The sequence below is a fragment of the Sphaerotilus uruguayifluvii genome (genome assembly GCF_013294065.1).
Taxonomy (GTDB): Bacteria; Pseudomonadota; Gammaproteobacteria; order Burkholderiales; family Burkholderiaceae_C; genus Sphaerotilus; species Sphaerotilus uruguayifluvii.
On sequence record NZ_JABSNM010000016.1, the window covers coordinates 58325 to 73051 of the forward strand.

The window sequence follows — 14727 nt, forward strand, 5'->3', positions numbered from 1 at the left end:
CGCCTCTCGCCCGTGCTCGACCCTTCCTGGAAACCGACCCTCTCCGCGCTGATCCAGCCCCCGGCCAGCCTGCTGCTGATGATCCCGGCGGGGTTGTGGGCATTGCGCTGGCGCCGCTGGGCCGGCCGGCTGATGATCTCGCTGGCCACGCTCGGGCTGTGGCTGATGTGCTGCAGCGGCAGCGCGCAGTGGCTGCAGGACCATGTGCTGCGCCCGCCCTCGGCGCTGAGCGCGCCGGAGATCCGCGCGCTGATGCGCGCGCCCGGCACGCCGCCGACCGCGATCGTCGTGCTCGGCGCCGGCCGCCATCGCCTCTCGCCGGAATACGGCAGCTCGATGCTGACGCAGCAGGCGATGGTGCGGCTGCACTACGGTGTCTGGCTGGCGCGGCGCACCGGGCAGCCTCTGGCCTACAGCGGCGGCGTGGGCTGGGGCCAGTCCGGCGAGACCACCGAGGCCGAGACCGCCGCACGCATCCTGATGGACGACTACGGCAGCCGGCTGCGCTGGACCGAATCGCGCTCGCGCGACACCCGAGAGAACGCCGAGCGGCTGGTGCCGATGCTCCAGGCCGACGGCGTGCGCCGCATCATCCTGGTGACGCACGCCAGCCACATGCCACGCGCGATGCGCGCCTTCCGCGATGCCGCCGGACGGCAGATCTCGATCGTCGCCGCGCCGGTGGGCTTCGTGACGAACGACGAGTCGGGCCTGCTGGACTGGATCCCGAGCTCGTACGGCTACCGGCTGGTGCACGACGCGCTGCACGAGGTGCTCGGGCTGATCACCGGGAACTGAGCGGCCGGACACCGGACGGGAGGCCCGGACAGAAACCCGCCCGAGGCGCAGGCCGTCGGGCGGGTGGTGGCGATCGTCATCTGATCGCCTGCGGAGAACGCGGAGGGGAAGAGTCCACGCCTCCTTCCGGACCACAATGATCCGGCTTCAGGGCGTCCGCCTGATGCGGACGGCCAAAGATTACGCCCCGGATCTGCCGCTGGCAAGCCCCCCCGGCTTCGGCTCGAACAGCCGCGACCACATCGCCTCCATGCGGGTGGCCACCGCATGGTCCATCTCGATCGTGCGCCCCCACTCGCGGTCGGTCTCGCCGGGCCACTTGTTGGTCGCGTCCAGCCCCATCTTGCCGCCCAGGCCCGACACCGGCGAGGCGAAGTCGAGGTAGTCGATCGGCGTGTGCTCGACCAGCGTGGTGTCGCGCACCGGATCCATGCGGGTGGTGATCGCCCAGATCACCTCCTGCCAGCTGCGGATGTCGACGTCGTCGTCCACCACCACGATGAACTTGGTGTACATGAACTGGCGCAGGAAGCTCCACAGGCCGAACATCAGCCGCTTGGCGTGGCCCGGATAGGCCTTCCTCATGCTGATGACCGCCATGCGGTAGCTGCAGCCCTCCGGCGGCAGATAGAAGTCGACGATCTCCGGAAACTGCTTCTTCAGGATCGGCACGAAGACCTCGTTGAGCGCCACCCCCAGCACCGCCGGCTCGTCGGGCGGCTTGCCGGTGTAGGTCGAGTGGTAGATCGCGTCCTGGCGCATCGTCAGGCGCGAGATCTCGAACACCGGGAACCAGTCCTGCTCGTTGTAGTAGCCGGTGTGGTCGCCGTAGGGGCCTTCCAGCGCGTGCAGGTAGCCGTCCTTCTCCTTCAGCCGCACGCCGTGCTCGCTGACGCCCTCGAAGCCGGGCTCGGCCGGCGGGATGTGGCCCTCCAGCACGATCTCGGCGCTGGCCGGCACCTGCAGCATCAGGCCGCCCTCGCCCACCTGGCTGTCGGCCAGCTCGGTGCGGCCGCCACGCAGCAGGCCGGCGAACTGGTACTCCGACAGGCTGTCGGGCACCGGCGTCACCGCGCCGAGGATCGTCGCCGGATCGGCGCCCAAAGCCACCACGATCGGAAAGGGCTTTCCACGATTTGCATGAACGAATTCGCGGAAATCCAACGCACCGCCGCGATGGGCCAGCCAGCGCATGATGACCTGGCGACGTCCGATCACCTGCTGGCGGTAGATGCCGAGGTTCTGGCGCCGGCGCGGCCGCGCAACCGATTGCGGTCCGCGCGTCACCACCAGCCCCCAGGTGATCAGCGGCGCCACGTCGCCCGGCCAGCAATGCTGCACCGGCAGCCGGCCCAGGTCGACGTCCGGCCCCTCGATCACCCGCTCCTGGCAGGCCGGCCGGCGCACCACCGAGGGCTTCATGTCCCACAGCGTGCGTGCCATCTGCCACAGCTGGCCGGCGTCCTGCAGCCCCTTCGGGGGCTCGGGCTCCTTCAGCCGCGCCAGCAGCTCGCCGATGTCGCGCAGCGCCGAGACGCTTTCGGCGCCCATGCCCAGCGCGACACGCCCCGGCGTGCCGAAGAGATTGGTAACTGCAGGTATCGTGAATTTTTCACTTCCACGCACCGGATGGGTGAACAGCAGAGCCGGCCCGCCCGCCCGAAGCGTGCGATCGGACAGCCAGGTCATTTCCAGATCGGTCGAGACGGGCTCTTTCACTTCAAGAAGCTCGCCCCGGGCCCGCAAGGCGGCCAGGAAGTCTCGGAGGTCTCGGTATTTCATGCTTTTTGTGTCTGATTGGTGACTCTTTTATTGTTGACCGGTTATTTGGACGACTTCTAGAATCCGGCCGTTTCGTAACACAGGGGCTCGTGGCCTGCCGCGACCATCGCGCAGCAGCCCCTTATTCGAACCCGTCAGGACAAGGGAGGGCGGCCGCCACCAGAGCGGCCCGGTGTGCAGGAACTGCGAAGAGCAGCATCCTGCCGCGGTGACGACGGGAATTATCGAGGCGCCTGCCCATGGCCACACGGCGCCTGCAGTGATAGCGAAAGGAGTTGCATGACTGCACCCCGATCGTGGACACGCGTGCGCATGGCAGCCCTGCTGTCGGTGCGGGTGTTCTTCTCCGATCTCGGACACGGCCTGCTGGCCGTGAGCCACAGCAGCCTGGCCGTCATCGGTCTGGCGGTGCTGAGCACCACCTTCGTCATCGGCGGTCGCGCCGATGTCCGCGGCGCGCTCGAGGAGCGCGCGCTGGACTGGCTCGTCGCGCGCCAGGAGGCCCGCACGGCCGACAGCGCCGACACGCTCGAGACCTCGGACCTGCTCGGTCCGGGCGACGCGTCGGCGGTCGACCGCGCCACCGCGGTCGACCCGAGCGAGCTCAACCGCCAGCAGGCGGTGGTCGCGCAATGGCTGGCGCGCCGCTACAAGGTCGCGCCCGAGCCGGTCGGCCGGCTGGTCCAGGAGGCCTGGTCGCTGGGCCGGCGCGTCGGTCTCGAGCCGACGCTGATCCTGGCCATCGTCGCGATCGAGTCCTCGTTCAACCCGTTCGCGCAGAGCTCGGTCGGCGCGCAGGGCCTGATGCAGGTGCTGACGAAGGTCCATGACGACAAGTACGTCGCCTTCGGCGGCAACCACGCGGCCTTCGATCCGCTGACCAACCTGCGCGTCGGCGTGCAGGTGCTCAAGGACTGCATCGCCCGGGCCGGCTCGGTCGAGGGCGGCCTGCGCTACTACGTCGGCGCGGCCAATCTGGCCAGCGACGGCGGCTACGCCTTCAAGGTGCTGGCCGAGCAGGAGTTCATGCAGCAGCTGCTGCACGGCCGCTCGGTGCCGGTGACGGCACGCCTGCCGGTGCCGCCGGTGGCGCCGCCCGACGCCCCGCCCGCGGGCGGGCCGATGTCGCCGGTCAGCCCGGCGCCCGGCGCGGGAGCCCATGGCAACCGCGTGGCGTCGCTGGGCTACTGAGCGCGTGCGCTTCCTGTAAACTCGCCCGACCACGCAACTGGCGTTCAAGGCCTCGATCGGGGCCGAGGTGGGCAACCACCGGGGAGCGTGGTCGCCGCAGGCGCATCGGCTTGCGGCGGTTTCTTGCCGTGCGCCTGGGCAGCCCGTGCCGTCGATCCGCGAGGAATCGCCGCCGGGTCCAGAACCTCCCGACAGGACTGCCGCATCATGTTTGACCGCGCCACCCACACCCTGGCCGCCATCGACCCCGAGATCACCGCCGCGATCGAGGCCGAGGTCCATCGCCAGGAAGACCACATCGAGCTGATCGCCAGCGAGAACTACACCTCGCCGGCCGTCATGGCCGCCCAGGGCTCGCAGCTCACCAACAAGTACGCCGAAGGCTACCCCGGCAAGCGCTACTACGGCGGCTGCGAGCATGTCGACGTCGTCGAGCAGATCGCCATCGACCGTGCCAAGGAACTGTTCGGCGCCAGCTTCGCCAACGTGCAGCCGAACTCCGGCTCGCAGGCCAACCAGGCCGTCTACTTCGGCCTGCTGCAGCCGGGCGACACCATCATGGGCATGAGCCTGGCCGAAGGCGGCCACCTGACCCACGGCATGCCGCTGAACATGTCGGGCAAGTGGTTCAAGGTCGTCTCCTACGGCCTGAACGCCGCCGAGGACATCGACTACGACGCGATGGAGCGCATGGCGCACGAGCACAAGCCGAAGCTGATCATCGCGGGCGCGTCGGCGTTCGCGCTGCGCATCGACTTCGAGCGCTTCGCCAAGGTGGCCAAGGCCGTCGGCGCCTACCTCTGGGTCGACATGGCGCACTACGCCGGCCTGATCGCCGCGGGCGTCTACCCGAACCCGGTGCCGCACGCCGACGTCGTCACCACGACCACGCACAAGACGCTGCGCGGCCCGCGCGGCGGCCTGATCCTGATGAACGACGAGGCCGTCGCCAAGAAGATCAACTCGGCGATCTTCCCCGGCATCCAGGGCGGCCCGCTGATGCACGTCATCGCGGCCAAGGCCGTGGCGCTGAAGGAAGCCCTGTCGCCCGAGTTCAAGGCCTACCAGGAGCAGGTGGTCAGGAACGCCGCCGTGATGGCCGAGACGCTGACCCAGCGCGGCCTGCGCATCGTCAGCGGCCGCACCGAGAGCCACGTCATGCTGGTCGACCTGCGTCCGAAGGGCCTGACCGGCAAGGAAGCCGAGGCGCTGCTGGGCCGTGCCCACATGACCTGCAACAAGAACGGCATCCCGAACGACCCGCAGAAGCCGATGGTCACCAGCGGCATCCGCCTGGGCTCGCCGGCCCTGACCACCCGCGGCTTCAAGGAGGACCAGGCCCGCCTGGTCGCCAACCTGATCGCCGACGTGCTGGAAGCCCCGAACGACGAGGCCGTCATCGAGCGCGTCAAGGCGCAGGTCGCGCAGCTGACCCGCGACTTCCCCGTCTACCGCGGCTGAGGCCGGGCGGCGACGCCCTCCCGATGCGCTGCCCCTACTGCGGTCACCAGGAAACCACCGTCGTCGAGACCCGCGCGTCCGACGAGGGTGACGCGATGCGCCGGCGGCGGCGCTGCAGCGGCTGCGACAAGCGCTTCACCACCTACGAGCGCGCCGAGCTGGCGATGCCGGCGGTGGTGAAGAAGAACGGGGCACGCAGCGAGTTCGACCGCGCCAAGCTGCGCGCGTCGATGACGCTGGCCCTGCGCAAGCGCAATGTCAGCGTCGACCTGCTCGACGCGGCGATCGCCCGCATCGAGAACACCCTGTTCACCAGCGGCGAGAGCGAGGTCGGCACCTCGCAGATCGGCGAGCTGGTGATGCGCGAGCTCAAGCGCCTCGACAAGGTCGCCTACGTGCGCTACGCCTCGGTCTACCGCCAGTTCGAGGATGTCGACGCGTTCAGCCAGCTGATCCGCGAGATCTGATCCAGCGCGGATCGCCTCCGCATCCCCCCTCGCCTCCCCCTGACGTCCCTCCATGGAGGGATGCCGCGCGGGCGCCTGCCTGCAGACACTGGCCTCCTGTGCCCGTGTCCTTGCCGTCAGGAGGTCCGCGATGCGTGCTCGCCGTCACCCCCGCAAACGCCAGCCCGCCCGGTTGCGCGGGCTGACGCTGGTCGAGCTGCTGGTCACGCTGACGCTGCTTGCGCTGCTGGCCGGCGCGGCGCTGCCGGCGCTGGGCGCGCTGCTGCAGCGCCGCCGCCTCGAGGGCGCCTCGTCGCAGCTGATCTCGGACCTGCAGCTGCTGCGCACCAGCGCAATCTCGCGCCACCGGGCGCTGCGGCTGAGCCTGCAGGACCTGCCCGAAGGCAGCTGCCGGATGATCCACGACGGCGAGGCCGGCGACTGCCGCTGCCAGGCCGATGCGCGCCTGCAGCCGCTGACCGAATGCCGCACCGGCGTGACGCTGCTGCAGGCCGCGCTGCTGCCGCGCAGCCAGCGCCTGCGCCTGCAGAGCAATGCCGCCAGCCTCAGGCTGGAGCCTCGTCACGGCACGCTGACGCCGACCGCGACGATCGAGATCGCCAGCGAGGACTCGACCCAGCGGCTGCGCCATGTCGTCAGCCTGCTCGGCCGCATCCGGGTCTGCGCGCCGGCCGCTCCGGTGCCCGGGGTGCCGGCATGCTGAGCCGAGCGCGCCCGCCACGCCCCCCACGCCGCCCTCGCGGCATGACGCTGATCGAGCTCTGCGTGGTGATGCTGCTCGTCGGCCTGCTGCTGGTGCTGGCGCTGCCGAGCTGGCAGCAGCAGGTGCGGCGGGCGCGCCGCGCCGACGCCTTCGCGGCGCTGGCGCAGATCGAGCTCGCGCAGTCGCGCTGGCGCTCGCGGCATGCCGAGCATGCCGGCTCGCTGGGCGCCGACGGCCTGGCGCTGCCGACGCGCAGCCCGGCCGGGCATTACGCGCTGGCGCTCGACGCCGGCATCGACGACCCGGCCAGCGCCTTTCGTGCCACCGCCAGCGCGCTGGGCGACCAGGCCGGAGACACCGACTGCCGCTGGCTGGCGATCGAGTACGCCGCCGGAGCGCTGCGGCCGCGCTCCGGCCCCGATGCCCGGCTCGACAACGATGCCGCGCGCAACCGCGACTGCTGGCGGCCATGAGCGGCGCCCTGCCCCGGAACCGGCCGAGGCCGCGCAGACCGGGCCCGGCACACGGGCTGGCGCTGCTCGAGCTGCTGCTGGCCGCCGCGCTGGCGCTCGGGCTGGCGGCGGCGGCGCTGCAGTTCGTGCTCGCGCAGATCGACGAGCAGCAGCGCCTGCAGGCCGACCGCCGGCTGCGCCAGGACCTGCTCGCGGTGGCCGACCTGCTGGCACGCGACCTGCGGCGCAGCGGCTACTGGGGCCACGCCGGCCTGGCCGCCGATCGGGCGGCGCGCGGCGAGCCGGTGCCCGCCAATCCGTACGACGGCCTGAGCCTCGCGGCCGACGGCAGCGCGATCGGCCACGCCTACAGCCGGGACGACAGCGAGGACGATCAGGTCGCCGGCACCGAGCGCTTCGGCCTGCGCCTGGATACAGCCACCGGCGTGCTGTCCTGGCGGGTGTCCGGCAGCGCGCTGGCCCCGTCGGCGCGCGACGCCTGGCAGCCGCTGAGCGATCCGACCCGGCTGCGCGTGCTGCGGCTGGCGCTGCAGGTCGACGAGCGCGAGCAGTCGCTGGCGGCGCTGTGCGCGCTCGAGCGCTGCGACGCGGCCGCCGGCGGCGACTGCCCGCCGCGGAGGCTGTCGCGCCAGGTCCGGCTGCTGCTCGAGGCCGCCGACCCGCGCGACGCCACCCGCACGCGCCGCATCGAGCTCTCCAGCCGGGTGCGCAACGACGAGGTCCGCGGTGTCTGCCCGGGCTGAACGGCCGCGTGCCCGGGCCCAGCGCGGTCTCGGCGCGGTCGCGCTGGTGGTCGTGCTGCTGCTCGGGGCGCATCTGGCGCTGCTGGCCAGCCACGGCGCGCAGTTCGTCGAGCAGCGGGCCGGGGCGGCGCGGCTGCAGCAGGTCCAGGCCCGCGAGGCGGCCGAGTCCGGCCTGGCCTGGGCGCTGGCGATGCTGAACGATCCGCGCCCGGTCGACGCCCGCTGCGCTCCACCCGGCCCGGGCCTGCGCTCGCTGCGCGCCCGCTGGCTGGCAGGCACGGCGGCCGAACAGGCGGCGCTGCAGCCGGCCTGCGAACGGGCCGCGGCACGCTGGCACTGCGACTGCCCGGACGGCGCGGCCGGCCGCCCGGCCGCACCGCAGGACGGCCTGCTGCACCCGGCCTTCGGCCTGACGCTGGCGCCGGGCGACACGCCGTCGCAGTGGCGGCTGCGCGCCGAGGGCTGCGCCGGCCGCGGCCCCGGCTGCGGCGACCCCGGCGGGCGCGAACCCGAGGCCCGCCATCGCATCGAGATCGTGCTGGCGCGCGCCGGCAGCACGCTTCGCCCGCCCGAGGCGGCGCTGACCGCGGTCGCCGACGTGCGCCTCGAGGGCAGCGTCCTGCTGGCCCGCACCGATCCGGCCGGCGCCGGCGCGGCGGTGCGCAGCGGCGGCCGGATCGACCGGATCGCGCCGGCACAGACCCTCGGCCCGCCCGGCACGCCCGCCGAGGCCCTGTGCCAGGCCGGCGATCCGAGACTGGCCCAGGGCGGCGCGCCGGCGCTGTGGCGCGAACTGCTCGGCCTGCCTCCGCAGGGTGCGGACCTGCCCGGCTGGGAGCGCATCGACTGCGCCGGCCTCTGCGATGCGCAGGCGGTGGCCGCGCGCATCGCCCAGGGCTCGCAGGCGCTGTGGCTCGACGGCGACCTCGACCTGGGCGGGCGCGACTGGGGCCGGGCGGACCAGCCGGTGCTGCTGGCGGTGTCGGGCCGGCTGCTCGCGCGCGAGAGCTTCCGGGCCGACGGCCTGCTGATCGGCGCCCAGGTCGATCTGGCGCCGGCCGGAGCGGGTGCCACGCCGGCCCGGCTGCGCGGTGCGCTGGTCTCGCTCGGCGCGGCCCGGCTGGCCGGCGCGCTGGAGCTGCGCCACGACCGGCTGCTGCTGGCCCGGCTGGCGCCGCTGGGCGGCGCGCTGGTGATGGTGCCGGGCAGCTGGTTCGACCCGGTGAACCCATGAACCGCCGCCCGCAGACCGCCGCGCGACGCGCCCCGGGACTGGCGATGGCCGAGCTGCTGGTGGCGCTGCTGCTGCTGGCGATCGGCAGCCTGTCGATGCTGCGGCTGCAGGCCGGGCTGCGCCTGGACGAGGACCGGCTGCGCCAGCACGACGAGGCGCTGCGCCGCGCCGCCGACGACCTGGAGCAGCTGCGCGGCCAGGACAGCCGGCCCGAGCCGGTGCAGCGGCGGCCGCTGCCCGACGCCCTCGACGGCACGCTCTACCTGCTGGACCGCGAGCTGGCCGACGGTCCGGCGGCCCGGCTGCTCGGCCAGACCAGCCGCGTCGGCTGGACCGACCGGGCCGGCCAGCCGCAGTCGGTCGAGATCGGCAGCCTGTCGGCGCGGCTGGACGCCCGGCTGTCGGCCGCGACCCGGCTTGCGCGCCTCGATGCCTCGGGCCGCAGCGTCGGCCTGGGCCGGCCGGCGCCCTCCGCCCGCCTGCCGCCCGGCAGCCAGGACCTCGGCGACGGCCGACACGCCTGGCGCGCCCGGCCGGACGCGACGCTGATCTGGGTCTTCGACAGCGCCAGCGCCGCCGCGACGCTGCGCTGCGACAAGCCCGTGCCGGCCGCGGGCACGACCGAGCGCCTCGATGCCGGCAGCCTCGGCAGCTGCAAGCTGCTGTCAGGCCTGCTGCTGTCGGGCCATGTGCGCTTCGCCACCGACACCGACACGGTCGGCGAGGCCCAGGCCGAGCAGCCCGCCTCGCCGGTGATGCCTCTGGGGCTGAAGCTGACGCTGAGCACCACCGGCCACCCGTCGCCGGCCTGGGAATGCGTGCACGACGGCCCGGACGGCGGCACGACCGGCAGCACGCGCACCTCGATCGCCTACCACTGCGTCATCCAGCCGGTCGCGCCGGCCTCGGGCGGACTGCCGCGCTGGTCGGGCCGGCTCGACCTGGTGCCCTCGGGCTGGCTGCTGGCCGACAGCGGCGCCACCACCGGCGCGACCGGGCGCTTCCGGATCTGCCGCTACAGCGCCGACCAGGACGGCAACGGCCGCATCGACGCGGCCGAGCATCCGGCCACCCACATCGCGGTGACGCTGCCGCTGGCCGCGCAGAACTTCCTGGTCATCCGCGCCAGCGCACGCTGCCCGGTCGACACCGGCCCCTGGCCCTGGCCGGATCCGGTCGACGACAGCACGGTCGCGCACCAGCCCTGACAGCCGCTCGTGCCCTGCCCGGACGCCGATGACGCGATGCACAATCCGGGCATGCACGCCCTCGACGACACCCCGGACGATCTCCGCCCCGCCCCGCTGGCGCAGTTCAGCGCCCGCGACCAGATCGCGATGGCCGAGGCACTCGACCTGGCGGCCCGGGCCATCGGCCTGACCGAGCCCAATCCGCGGGTCGGCTGCGTGCTGACCGCGCCCGACGGGCAGGTCATCGGCCGCGGCCATACCCGCGAGGCCGGCGGCCCGCACGCCGAGGTGGTCGCGCTGCGCGAGGCCCGCGCCGCCGGCCACGAGCTGCGCGGCGCCACCGCCCATGTCACGCTCGAGCCCTGCAGCCACCACGGCCGCACGCCGCCGTGCGCCGACGCGCTGGTCGAGGCCGGCCTGGCGCGGGTGGTGATCGCCGCGCTCGACCCCAATCCGCTGGTGGCCGGGCGCGGCGTGCGCCGGCTGCGCGCCGCCGGCATCGAGGTGGTCCACGGCCTGATGGCCGAGGCCTCGCGCGAGCTCAACATCGGCTTCTTCTCGCGCATGCTCCGCGGCCGGCCCTGGGTGCGCCTGAAGGTCGCCGGCAGCCTGGACGGCCGCACGGCGCTGCCCGACGGACGCAGCCAGTGGATCACCGGCGCGGCCGCGCGCGCCGACGGCCATGCCTGGCGGCGCCGCGCCGGCGCGATCCTGACCGGCGTGGGCACGGTGCTCGACGACGACCCGCGCCTGGACACCCGCCTGGCGACCGATCCCTGGGGCCGGCTGCCGCTGCGGGTGGTGCTCGACAGCACGCTGCGCACGCCGCCGACCGCACGCCTGCTCGACGCCCCGGGCCGCGCGCTGCTGCTGTGCCTGCCCGCCGCCCTCGAGGACGAGACGCGCGTCGCGGCGCTGCGGCGCGACGGCGTCGAGATCGAGGCGGTCGCGCCCGGCGCCGACGGCCGGCCCGACCTCGCCTCGGTGCTGGCGCTGCTGGGCCGGCGCGGCATCAACGAGCTGCATGTCGAGGCCGGTGCGCGGCTCAACGGCGCGCTGCTGGCCGCCGGCCAGGTCGACGAGCTGCTGGCCTATGTCGCGCCGGTGCTGCTCGGCGAGGGCCGCGGGCTGGCCGCCTTCGGGCCGCCGGCCTCGCTCGACCAGGCCTGGCGGCTGGCGCTGCACGACGTCGCCCGGGTCGGCGAGGACGTGCGCCTGATCGGCCGTCCGGGCGCACGGACCAGCGCCTAGGGGACAGACTCGAAGGCCCCCGCGAGGGACAAGCCCTGCCGAGCGCCTACAATCCAGGGATGTCGATTTCTCCGATACCCGAGCTGGTGGCCGAGCTGGCGGCCGGTCGCATGATCATCCTCGTCGACGAGGAGGACCGCGAGAACGAGGGCGACCTGGTCCTCGCCGCCGATCTGGTGACGCCTGAAGCCATCAACTTCATGGCCAGATACGGCCGCGGCCTGATCTGCCTGACGCTGACGCGCGAGCGCTGCGAGTTCCTGCAGCTGCCGCCGATGGCCGCGCGCAACGGCACCAAGCACAGCACCGCCTTCACCGTCTCGATCGAGGCGGCCACCGGCGTCACCACCGGCATCTCGGCGGCGGACCGCGCGCGCACCGTGGAGGCCGCGGTCGCCCGCGACGGCCGGCCCGCCGACCTGGTCCAGCCCGGCCACATCTTCCCGCTGCAGGCCCAGGACGGCGGCGTGCTGATGCGCGCCGGCCACACCGAGGCCGGCTGCGATCTGGCCCGCATGGCCGGCCTGTCGCCCGCCTCGGTGATCTGCGAGATCATGAAGGACGACGGCACGATGGCGCGCCTGCCCGACCTGCAGGAATTCGCCCGCGAGCACGGCCTGAAGATCGGCACCATCGCCGACCTGATCGCCTACCGCAGCCGCAACGAGACGCTGATCGAGCCGCTGCACCAGGCCCCGCTGACGACGCCCTGGGGCGCCTTCGACAGCCGCGTCTACCGCGACCGCACCGGCCAGGTCCACCTCGCGCTGTCCAAGGGCCGCTGGACGCCCGACGACGAGCTGCTGGTGCGGGTGCACGAGCCGCTGTCGGTGCTGGACCTGCTCGACGTCGGCCGCGCGCGCCACTCCTGGGCGCTGCCGGACGCGCTGGCGACGATCGAGTCGGCCGGGCGCGGCGTGGCGGTGCTGCTCAACGTCGGCCAGGACGCGCAGGCGCTGCTGGGCCTGGCGCAGCCGCAGCCGGCCGAGCCGGCCCGCACCGCCATGGACCTGCGCACCTACGGCGTGGGCGCGCAGATCCTGCGCGACCTCGGCGTGCGTCGCATGAAGCTGATGAGCAACCGCCGCCGCATGCCGAGCATGGTCGGCTACGGCCTGGAAGTCACCGGCTTCCTGCCGTCCGAGCCCCAGGCCTGAGCGCCAACACGCCGACCCTCACCACGGAGTCATCGCCATGCAAGGTGCCGACAAGGGCCAATCCACCCGTCTGGACGGCAGCGACCTGCGCGTCGCCATCGTCCAGGCCCGCTTCAACGCCGAGCTGACCGACCGGCTCGCGCAGAGCTGCATCGCCGAGCTGCAGCGCCTGGGCGTCGAGGAGCGCCACATCCGCCACGTCAGCGTGCCCGGCGCGCTGGAGGTGCCGGTGGCGCTGCAGGCGCTGGCCGAGGCCGACGAGCATGACGCGCTGATCGCGCTGGGCTGCATCATCCGTGGCGAGACCTACCACTTCGAACTGGTCGCCAACGAGAGCGGCGCCGGCGTGACCCGGGTGTCGCTCGATCATGGCGTGCCGATCGCCAATGCCATCCTGACCGTCGAGAACGAGGCCCAGGCCTGGGCCCGCGCCGAGGACAAGGGCGCCGACGCGGCCCGCGTCGCGGTCGAGATGGCGAATCTGCTGGAAGAATTGTCTTGAACCCGAATCCGAATCCGAAATCCCGCTCGCAGGCCCCTGGCCAGGCCGGAGCGCCCCGTCCGAAGTCCGCCCGCCGCCGCTCGCGCGAGCTGGCGCTGCAGGGCCTGTACGAGTGGCTGATCAGCCGCACCGACGTCGGCGTCGTGCTGGCGCACATGCGCGAGCAGGACGAGCACGGCCGCTGCGACAGCGCCCACCTCGACGCGCTGCTGCAGGGCTGCATCGCGCAGATCGCCGACCTGGACGGCGTGATCGCGCCGCACCTGGACCGCAGCGTGGCTCAGCTCTCGCCGGTCGAGCATGCGGTGCTGCTGATCGGCACCTACGAGCTGCGCCACTGCATGGACGTGCCCTACCGGGTCGCGATCAACGAGGCGGTCGAGCTGGCCAAGTCCTTCGGCGGCACCGACGGCCACAAGTACGTCAACGGCGTGCTCGACAAGGCGGCCGCGGGGCTGCGCCCGGACGAGGTCGCGGCCCAGCGCGCGGCCCGCAGCGCCTCGCGCCCGTCCTGAGGACGGCCGGACCCCGAGGTCGAGACCGCACGCAACCGACGATGGACCGACACCCCGCCGCCCGACCTGACCCCCATCGCCTGGCCGACCGCGTCGCCGGGATCGAGCCCTTCTGGGTGATGGAGTGCGCCAAGGCCGCCGACGAGATCGCCCGCAGCCCGGCCTGCGATCCGGCCCTCGGCGGCGAGCCGATGATCTACCTGAACATCGGCGAGCCCGACACCACCGCGCCGCCGGCGGTGGCCGAGGCGGCGCAGCGCTGCATCGCCGCCGGCCGGACCCAGTACACCCCGGCCACCGGCCTGCCGGCCCTGCGCGAGGCGATCTCGCGCTGGTATGCCGAGCGCTGGGGCGCGGACGTGCCGGCGCGTCGCATCGTCGTGACCGCCGGTGCCTCGGCGGCGCTGCAGCTGCTGACGAGCGCGGTGGTCGGCCCCGGCGACGAGATCCTGATGCCGGATCCGAGCTATCCGTGCAACCGCCATTTCGTCACCGCCGCCGGCGGCGTCGCCCGGCTGCTGCCGGCCGAGGCCGCGCAGCGCTTCCAGCTCGACGCGGGCTCGGTCGAGGCGGCCTGGAGCGAGGCGACCCGCGGCGTGATGCTGGCCTCGCCGTCGAACCCGACCGGCACCTCGATCGCGCCCGACGAGCTCGCCCGCATCGCCGCCGTGGTGCGCGCGCGCGGCGGCCTGACCATCGTCGACGAGATCTACCTCGGCCTGAGCTACGACGGCCAGGCGCGCAGCGCGGCGACGCTGGGCGAGGACGTGGTCGTCGTCAACAGCTTCTCCAAGTATTTCGGCATGACCGGCTGGCGGCTGGGCTGGATGGTGCTGCCCGAGGCGCTGGTGCCGGCGGTCGAGAAGCTGGCGCAGAACCTCTACATCTGCGCCTCGACGGTCGCGCAGCACGCCGCGCTGGCCTGCTTCGAGCCCGCGACGCTGGCGCTGTGCGAGCAGCGCCGCCTGGCGATGCAGGCGCGGCGCGACTTCATCGTGCCGGCGCTGGAGTCGCTCGGCCTGGCGGTGCCGGTGCGCCCCGACGGCGCCTTCTACGTCTGGTTCGACACCCGCGCGCATGCGCCCGACAGCTGGACCTTCTGCATGGAGATGATGCAGCGCGCCCACATCGCGCTGACGCCGGGGCGCGACTTCGGCCATGCGCAGACCGCGCATCACGCCCGCCTGTCGTTCGCCAGCTCGATGGAAGACCTGCACGAGGCGACCCGGCGCCTGCGGCGGGTGCTGCGGCGCTGAACGG

Annotated in this window: 15 protein-coding genes and 1 riboswitch; of the genes, 14 read left to right on the forward strand and 1 reads right to left on the reverse strand. The window is 73.4% G+C overall.

Annotation, left to right across the window (positions count from 1 at the left end; genetic code table 11):
* The first annotated feature begins 12 nt into the window (after nucleotides 1–12).
* Entirely contained in the window at nucleotides 13–798 is a 786-nt protein-coding gene (locus tag HNQ01_RS16365) for a YdcF family protein (protein ID WP_353621725.1), read from the forward strand.
* A gap of 180 nt (nucleotides 799–978) precedes the next feature.
* Here the strand turns inward: HNQ01_RS16365 and HNQ01_RS16370 are convergent, their stop codons facing one another.
* Nucleotides 979–2580: a UbiD family decarboxylase domain-containing protein gene (locus HNQ01_RS16370; RefSeq protein ID WP_173806495.1), complete on the reverse strand. Its 1602-nt coding sequence runs from the start codon at nucleotides 2578–2580 to the stop codon at nucleotides 979–981.
* Nucleotides 2581–2892: 312 nt separating this feature from the next.
* Between HNQ01_RS16370 and HNQ01_RS16375 the strand changes: the two genes are divergently transcribed.
* The 13 genes from HNQ01_RS16375 (at nucleotide 2893) to HNQ01_RS16435 (ending at nucleotide 14723) form a co-directional block, all read left to right on the forward strand.
* Nucleotides 2893–3771 carry a lytic transglycosylase domain-containing protein gene (locus HNQ01_RS16375; RefSeq protein WP_286180904.1) on the forward strand — a complete coding sequence of 293 codons (879 nt, stop codon included), beginning with the start codon at nucleotides 2893–2895 and terminating at the stop codon, nucleotides 3769–3771.
* Nucleotides 3772–3794: 23 nt separating this feature from the next.
* Nucleotides 3795–3918, forward strand: a riboswitch (ZMP/ZTP riboswitch).
* Between the two features lie 60 nt (nucleotides 3919–3978).
* Entirely contained in the window at nucleotides 3979–5232 is a 1254-nt protein-coding gene (gene glyA, locus HNQ01_RS16380; protein WP_173806497.1) for a serine hydroxymethyltransferase, read from the forward strand.
* Nucleotides 5233–5255: 23 nt separating this feature from the next.
* On the forward strand, nucleotides 5256–5699 hold the full coding sequence (nrdR, locus tag HNQ01_RS16385) for a transcriptional regulator NrdR (RefSeq protein WP_173806498.1): 444 nt from the start codon (nucleotides 5256–5258) through the stop codon (nucleotides 5697–5699).
* Between the two features lie 130 nt (nucleotides 5700–5829).
* Nucleotides 5830–6402: a GspH/FimT family protein gene (locus HNQ01_RS16390; RefSeq protein WP_173806499.1), complete on the forward strand. Its 573-nt coding sequence runs from the start codon at nucleotides 5830–5832 to the stop codon at nucleotides 6400–6402.
* A gap of 41 nt (nucleotides 6403–6443) precedes the next feature.
* The gene (locus HNQ01_RS16395; RefSeq protein WP_173806543.1) at nucleotides 6444–6875 is read left to right on the forward strand and encodes a type IV pilin protein; all 432 of its coding nucleotides are present in this window, start codon (nucleotides 6444–6446) and stop codon (nucleotides 6873–6875) included.
* On the forward strand, nucleotides 6872–7618 hold the full coding sequence (locus HNQ01_RS16400; RefSeq protein WP_173806500.1) for a hypothetical protein: 747 nt from the start codon (nucleotides 6872–6874) through the stop codon (nucleotides 7616–7618). The genes HNQ01_RS16395 and HNQ01_RS16400 overlap by 4 nt, the downstream gene beginning before the upstream one ends.
* On the forward strand, nucleotides 7602–8852 hold the full coding sequence (locus HNQ01_RS16405) for a hypothetical protein (RefSeq protein ID WP_173806501.1): 1251 nt from the start codon (nucleotides 7602–7604) through the stop codon (nucleotides 8850–8852). The genes HNQ01_RS16400 and HNQ01_RS16405 overlap by 17 nt, the downstream gene beginning before the upstream one ends.
* A complete protein-coding gene (locus HNQ01_RS16410) occupies nucleotides 8849–10060 on the forward strand; it encodes a hypothetical protein (RefSeq protein ID WP_173806502.1) in 1212 nt (403 codons plus the stop codon). The genes HNQ01_RS16405 and HNQ01_RS16410 overlap by 4 nt, the downstream gene beginning before the upstream one ends.
* Before the next feature lie 129 nt (nucleotides 10061–10189).
* Nucleotides 10190–11293 (forward strand): bifunctional diaminohydroxyphosphoribosylaminopyrimidine deaminase/5-amino-6-(5-phosphoribosylamino)uracil reductase RibD, encoded by a 1104-nt coding sequence (ribD, locus tag HNQ01_RS16415; protein ID WP_173806544.1) that lies wholly within the window; start codon nucleotides 10190–10192, stop codon nucleotides 11291–11293.
* Nucleotides 11294–11352: 59 nt separating this feature from the next.
* Nucleotides 11353–12450: a bifunctional 3,4-dihydroxy-2-butanone-4-phosphate synthase/GTP cyclohydrolase II gene (gene ribBA / locus HNQ01_RS16420; RefSeq protein WP_173806503.1), complete on the forward strand. Its 1098-nt coding sequence runs from the start codon at nucleotides 11353–11355 to the stop codon at nucleotides 12448–12450.
* Nucleotides 12451–12487: 37 nt separating this feature from the next.
* Entirely contained in the window at nucleotides 12488–12952 is a 465-nt protein-coding gene (gene ribH / locus HNQ01_RS16425; protein WP_173806504.1) for a 6,7-dimethyl-8-ribityllumazine synthase, read from the forward strand.
* Nucleotides 12949–13467, forward strand: coding sequence for a transcription antitermination factor NusB (nusB, locus tag HNQ01_RS16430; RefSeq protein WP_173806505.1), 519 nt, complete (start codon nucleotides 12949–12951; stop codon nucleotides 13465–13467). The genes ribH and nusB overlap by 4 nt, the downstream gene beginning before the upstream one ends.
* A gap of 41 nt (nucleotides 13468–13508) precedes the next feature.
* Nucleotides 13509–14723: a pyridoxal phosphate-dependent aminotransferase gene (locus HNQ01_RS16435; protein ID WP_173806506.1), complete on the forward strand. Its 1215-nt coding sequence runs from the start codon at nucleotides 13509–13511 to the stop codon at nucleotides 14721–14723.
* Nucleotides 14724–14727 lie beyond the last annotated feature (4 nt).

Excerpts from the sequence above, each read along its gene's own strand:
- HNQ01_RS16370 (WP_173806495.1), bottom strand. The coding sequence starts at position 2,580 with ATGAAATACCGAGACCTCCGAGACTTCCTGGCCGCCTTGCGGGCCCGG.
- HNQ01_RS16375 (WP_286180904.1), top strand. The coding sequence starts at position 2,893 with ATGGCAGCCCTGCTGTCGGTGCGGGTGTTCTTCTCCGATCTCGGACAC.
- glyA (WP_173806497.1), top strand. The coding sequence starts at position 3,979 with ATGTTTGACCGCGCCACCCACACCCTGGCCGCCATCGACCCCGAGATC.
- nrdR (WP_173806498.1), top strand. The coding sequence starts at position 5,256 with ATGCGCTGCCCCTACTGCGGTCACCAGGAAACCACCGTCGTCGAGACC.
- HNQ01_RS16390 (WP_173806499.1), top strand. The coding sequence starts at position 5,830 with ATGCGTGCTCGCCGTCACCCCCGCAAACGCCAGCCCGCCCGGTTGCGC.
- HNQ01_RS16395 (WP_173806543.1), top strand. The coding sequence starts at position 6,444 with ATGACGCTGATCGAGCTCTGCGTGGTGATGCTGCTCGTCGGCCTGCTG.
- HNQ01_RS16400 (WP_173806500.1), top strand. The coding sequence starts at position 6,872 with ATGAGCGGCGCCCTGCCCCGGAACCGGCCGAGGCCGCGCAGACCGGGC.
- HNQ01_RS16410 (WP_173806502.1), top strand. The coding sequence starts at position 8,849 with ATGAACCGCCGCCCGCAGACCGCCGCGCGACGCGCCCCGGGACTGGCG.
- ribD (WP_173806544.1), top strand. The coding sequence starts at position 10,190 with ATGGCCGAGGCACTCGACCTGGCGGCCCGGGCCATCGGCCTGACCGAG.
- ribBA (WP_173806503.1), top strand. The coding sequence starts at position 11,353 with ATGTCGATTTCTCCGATACCCGAGCTGGTGGCCGAGCTGGCGGCCGGT.
- ribH (WP_173806504.1), top strand. The coding sequence starts at position 12,488 with ATGCAAGGTGCCGACAAGGGCCAATCCACCCGTCTGGACGGCAGCGAC.
- HNQ01_RS16435 (WP_173806506.1), top strand. The coding sequence starts at position 13,509 with ATGGACCGACACCCCGCCGCCCGACCTGACCCCCATCGCCTGGCCGAC.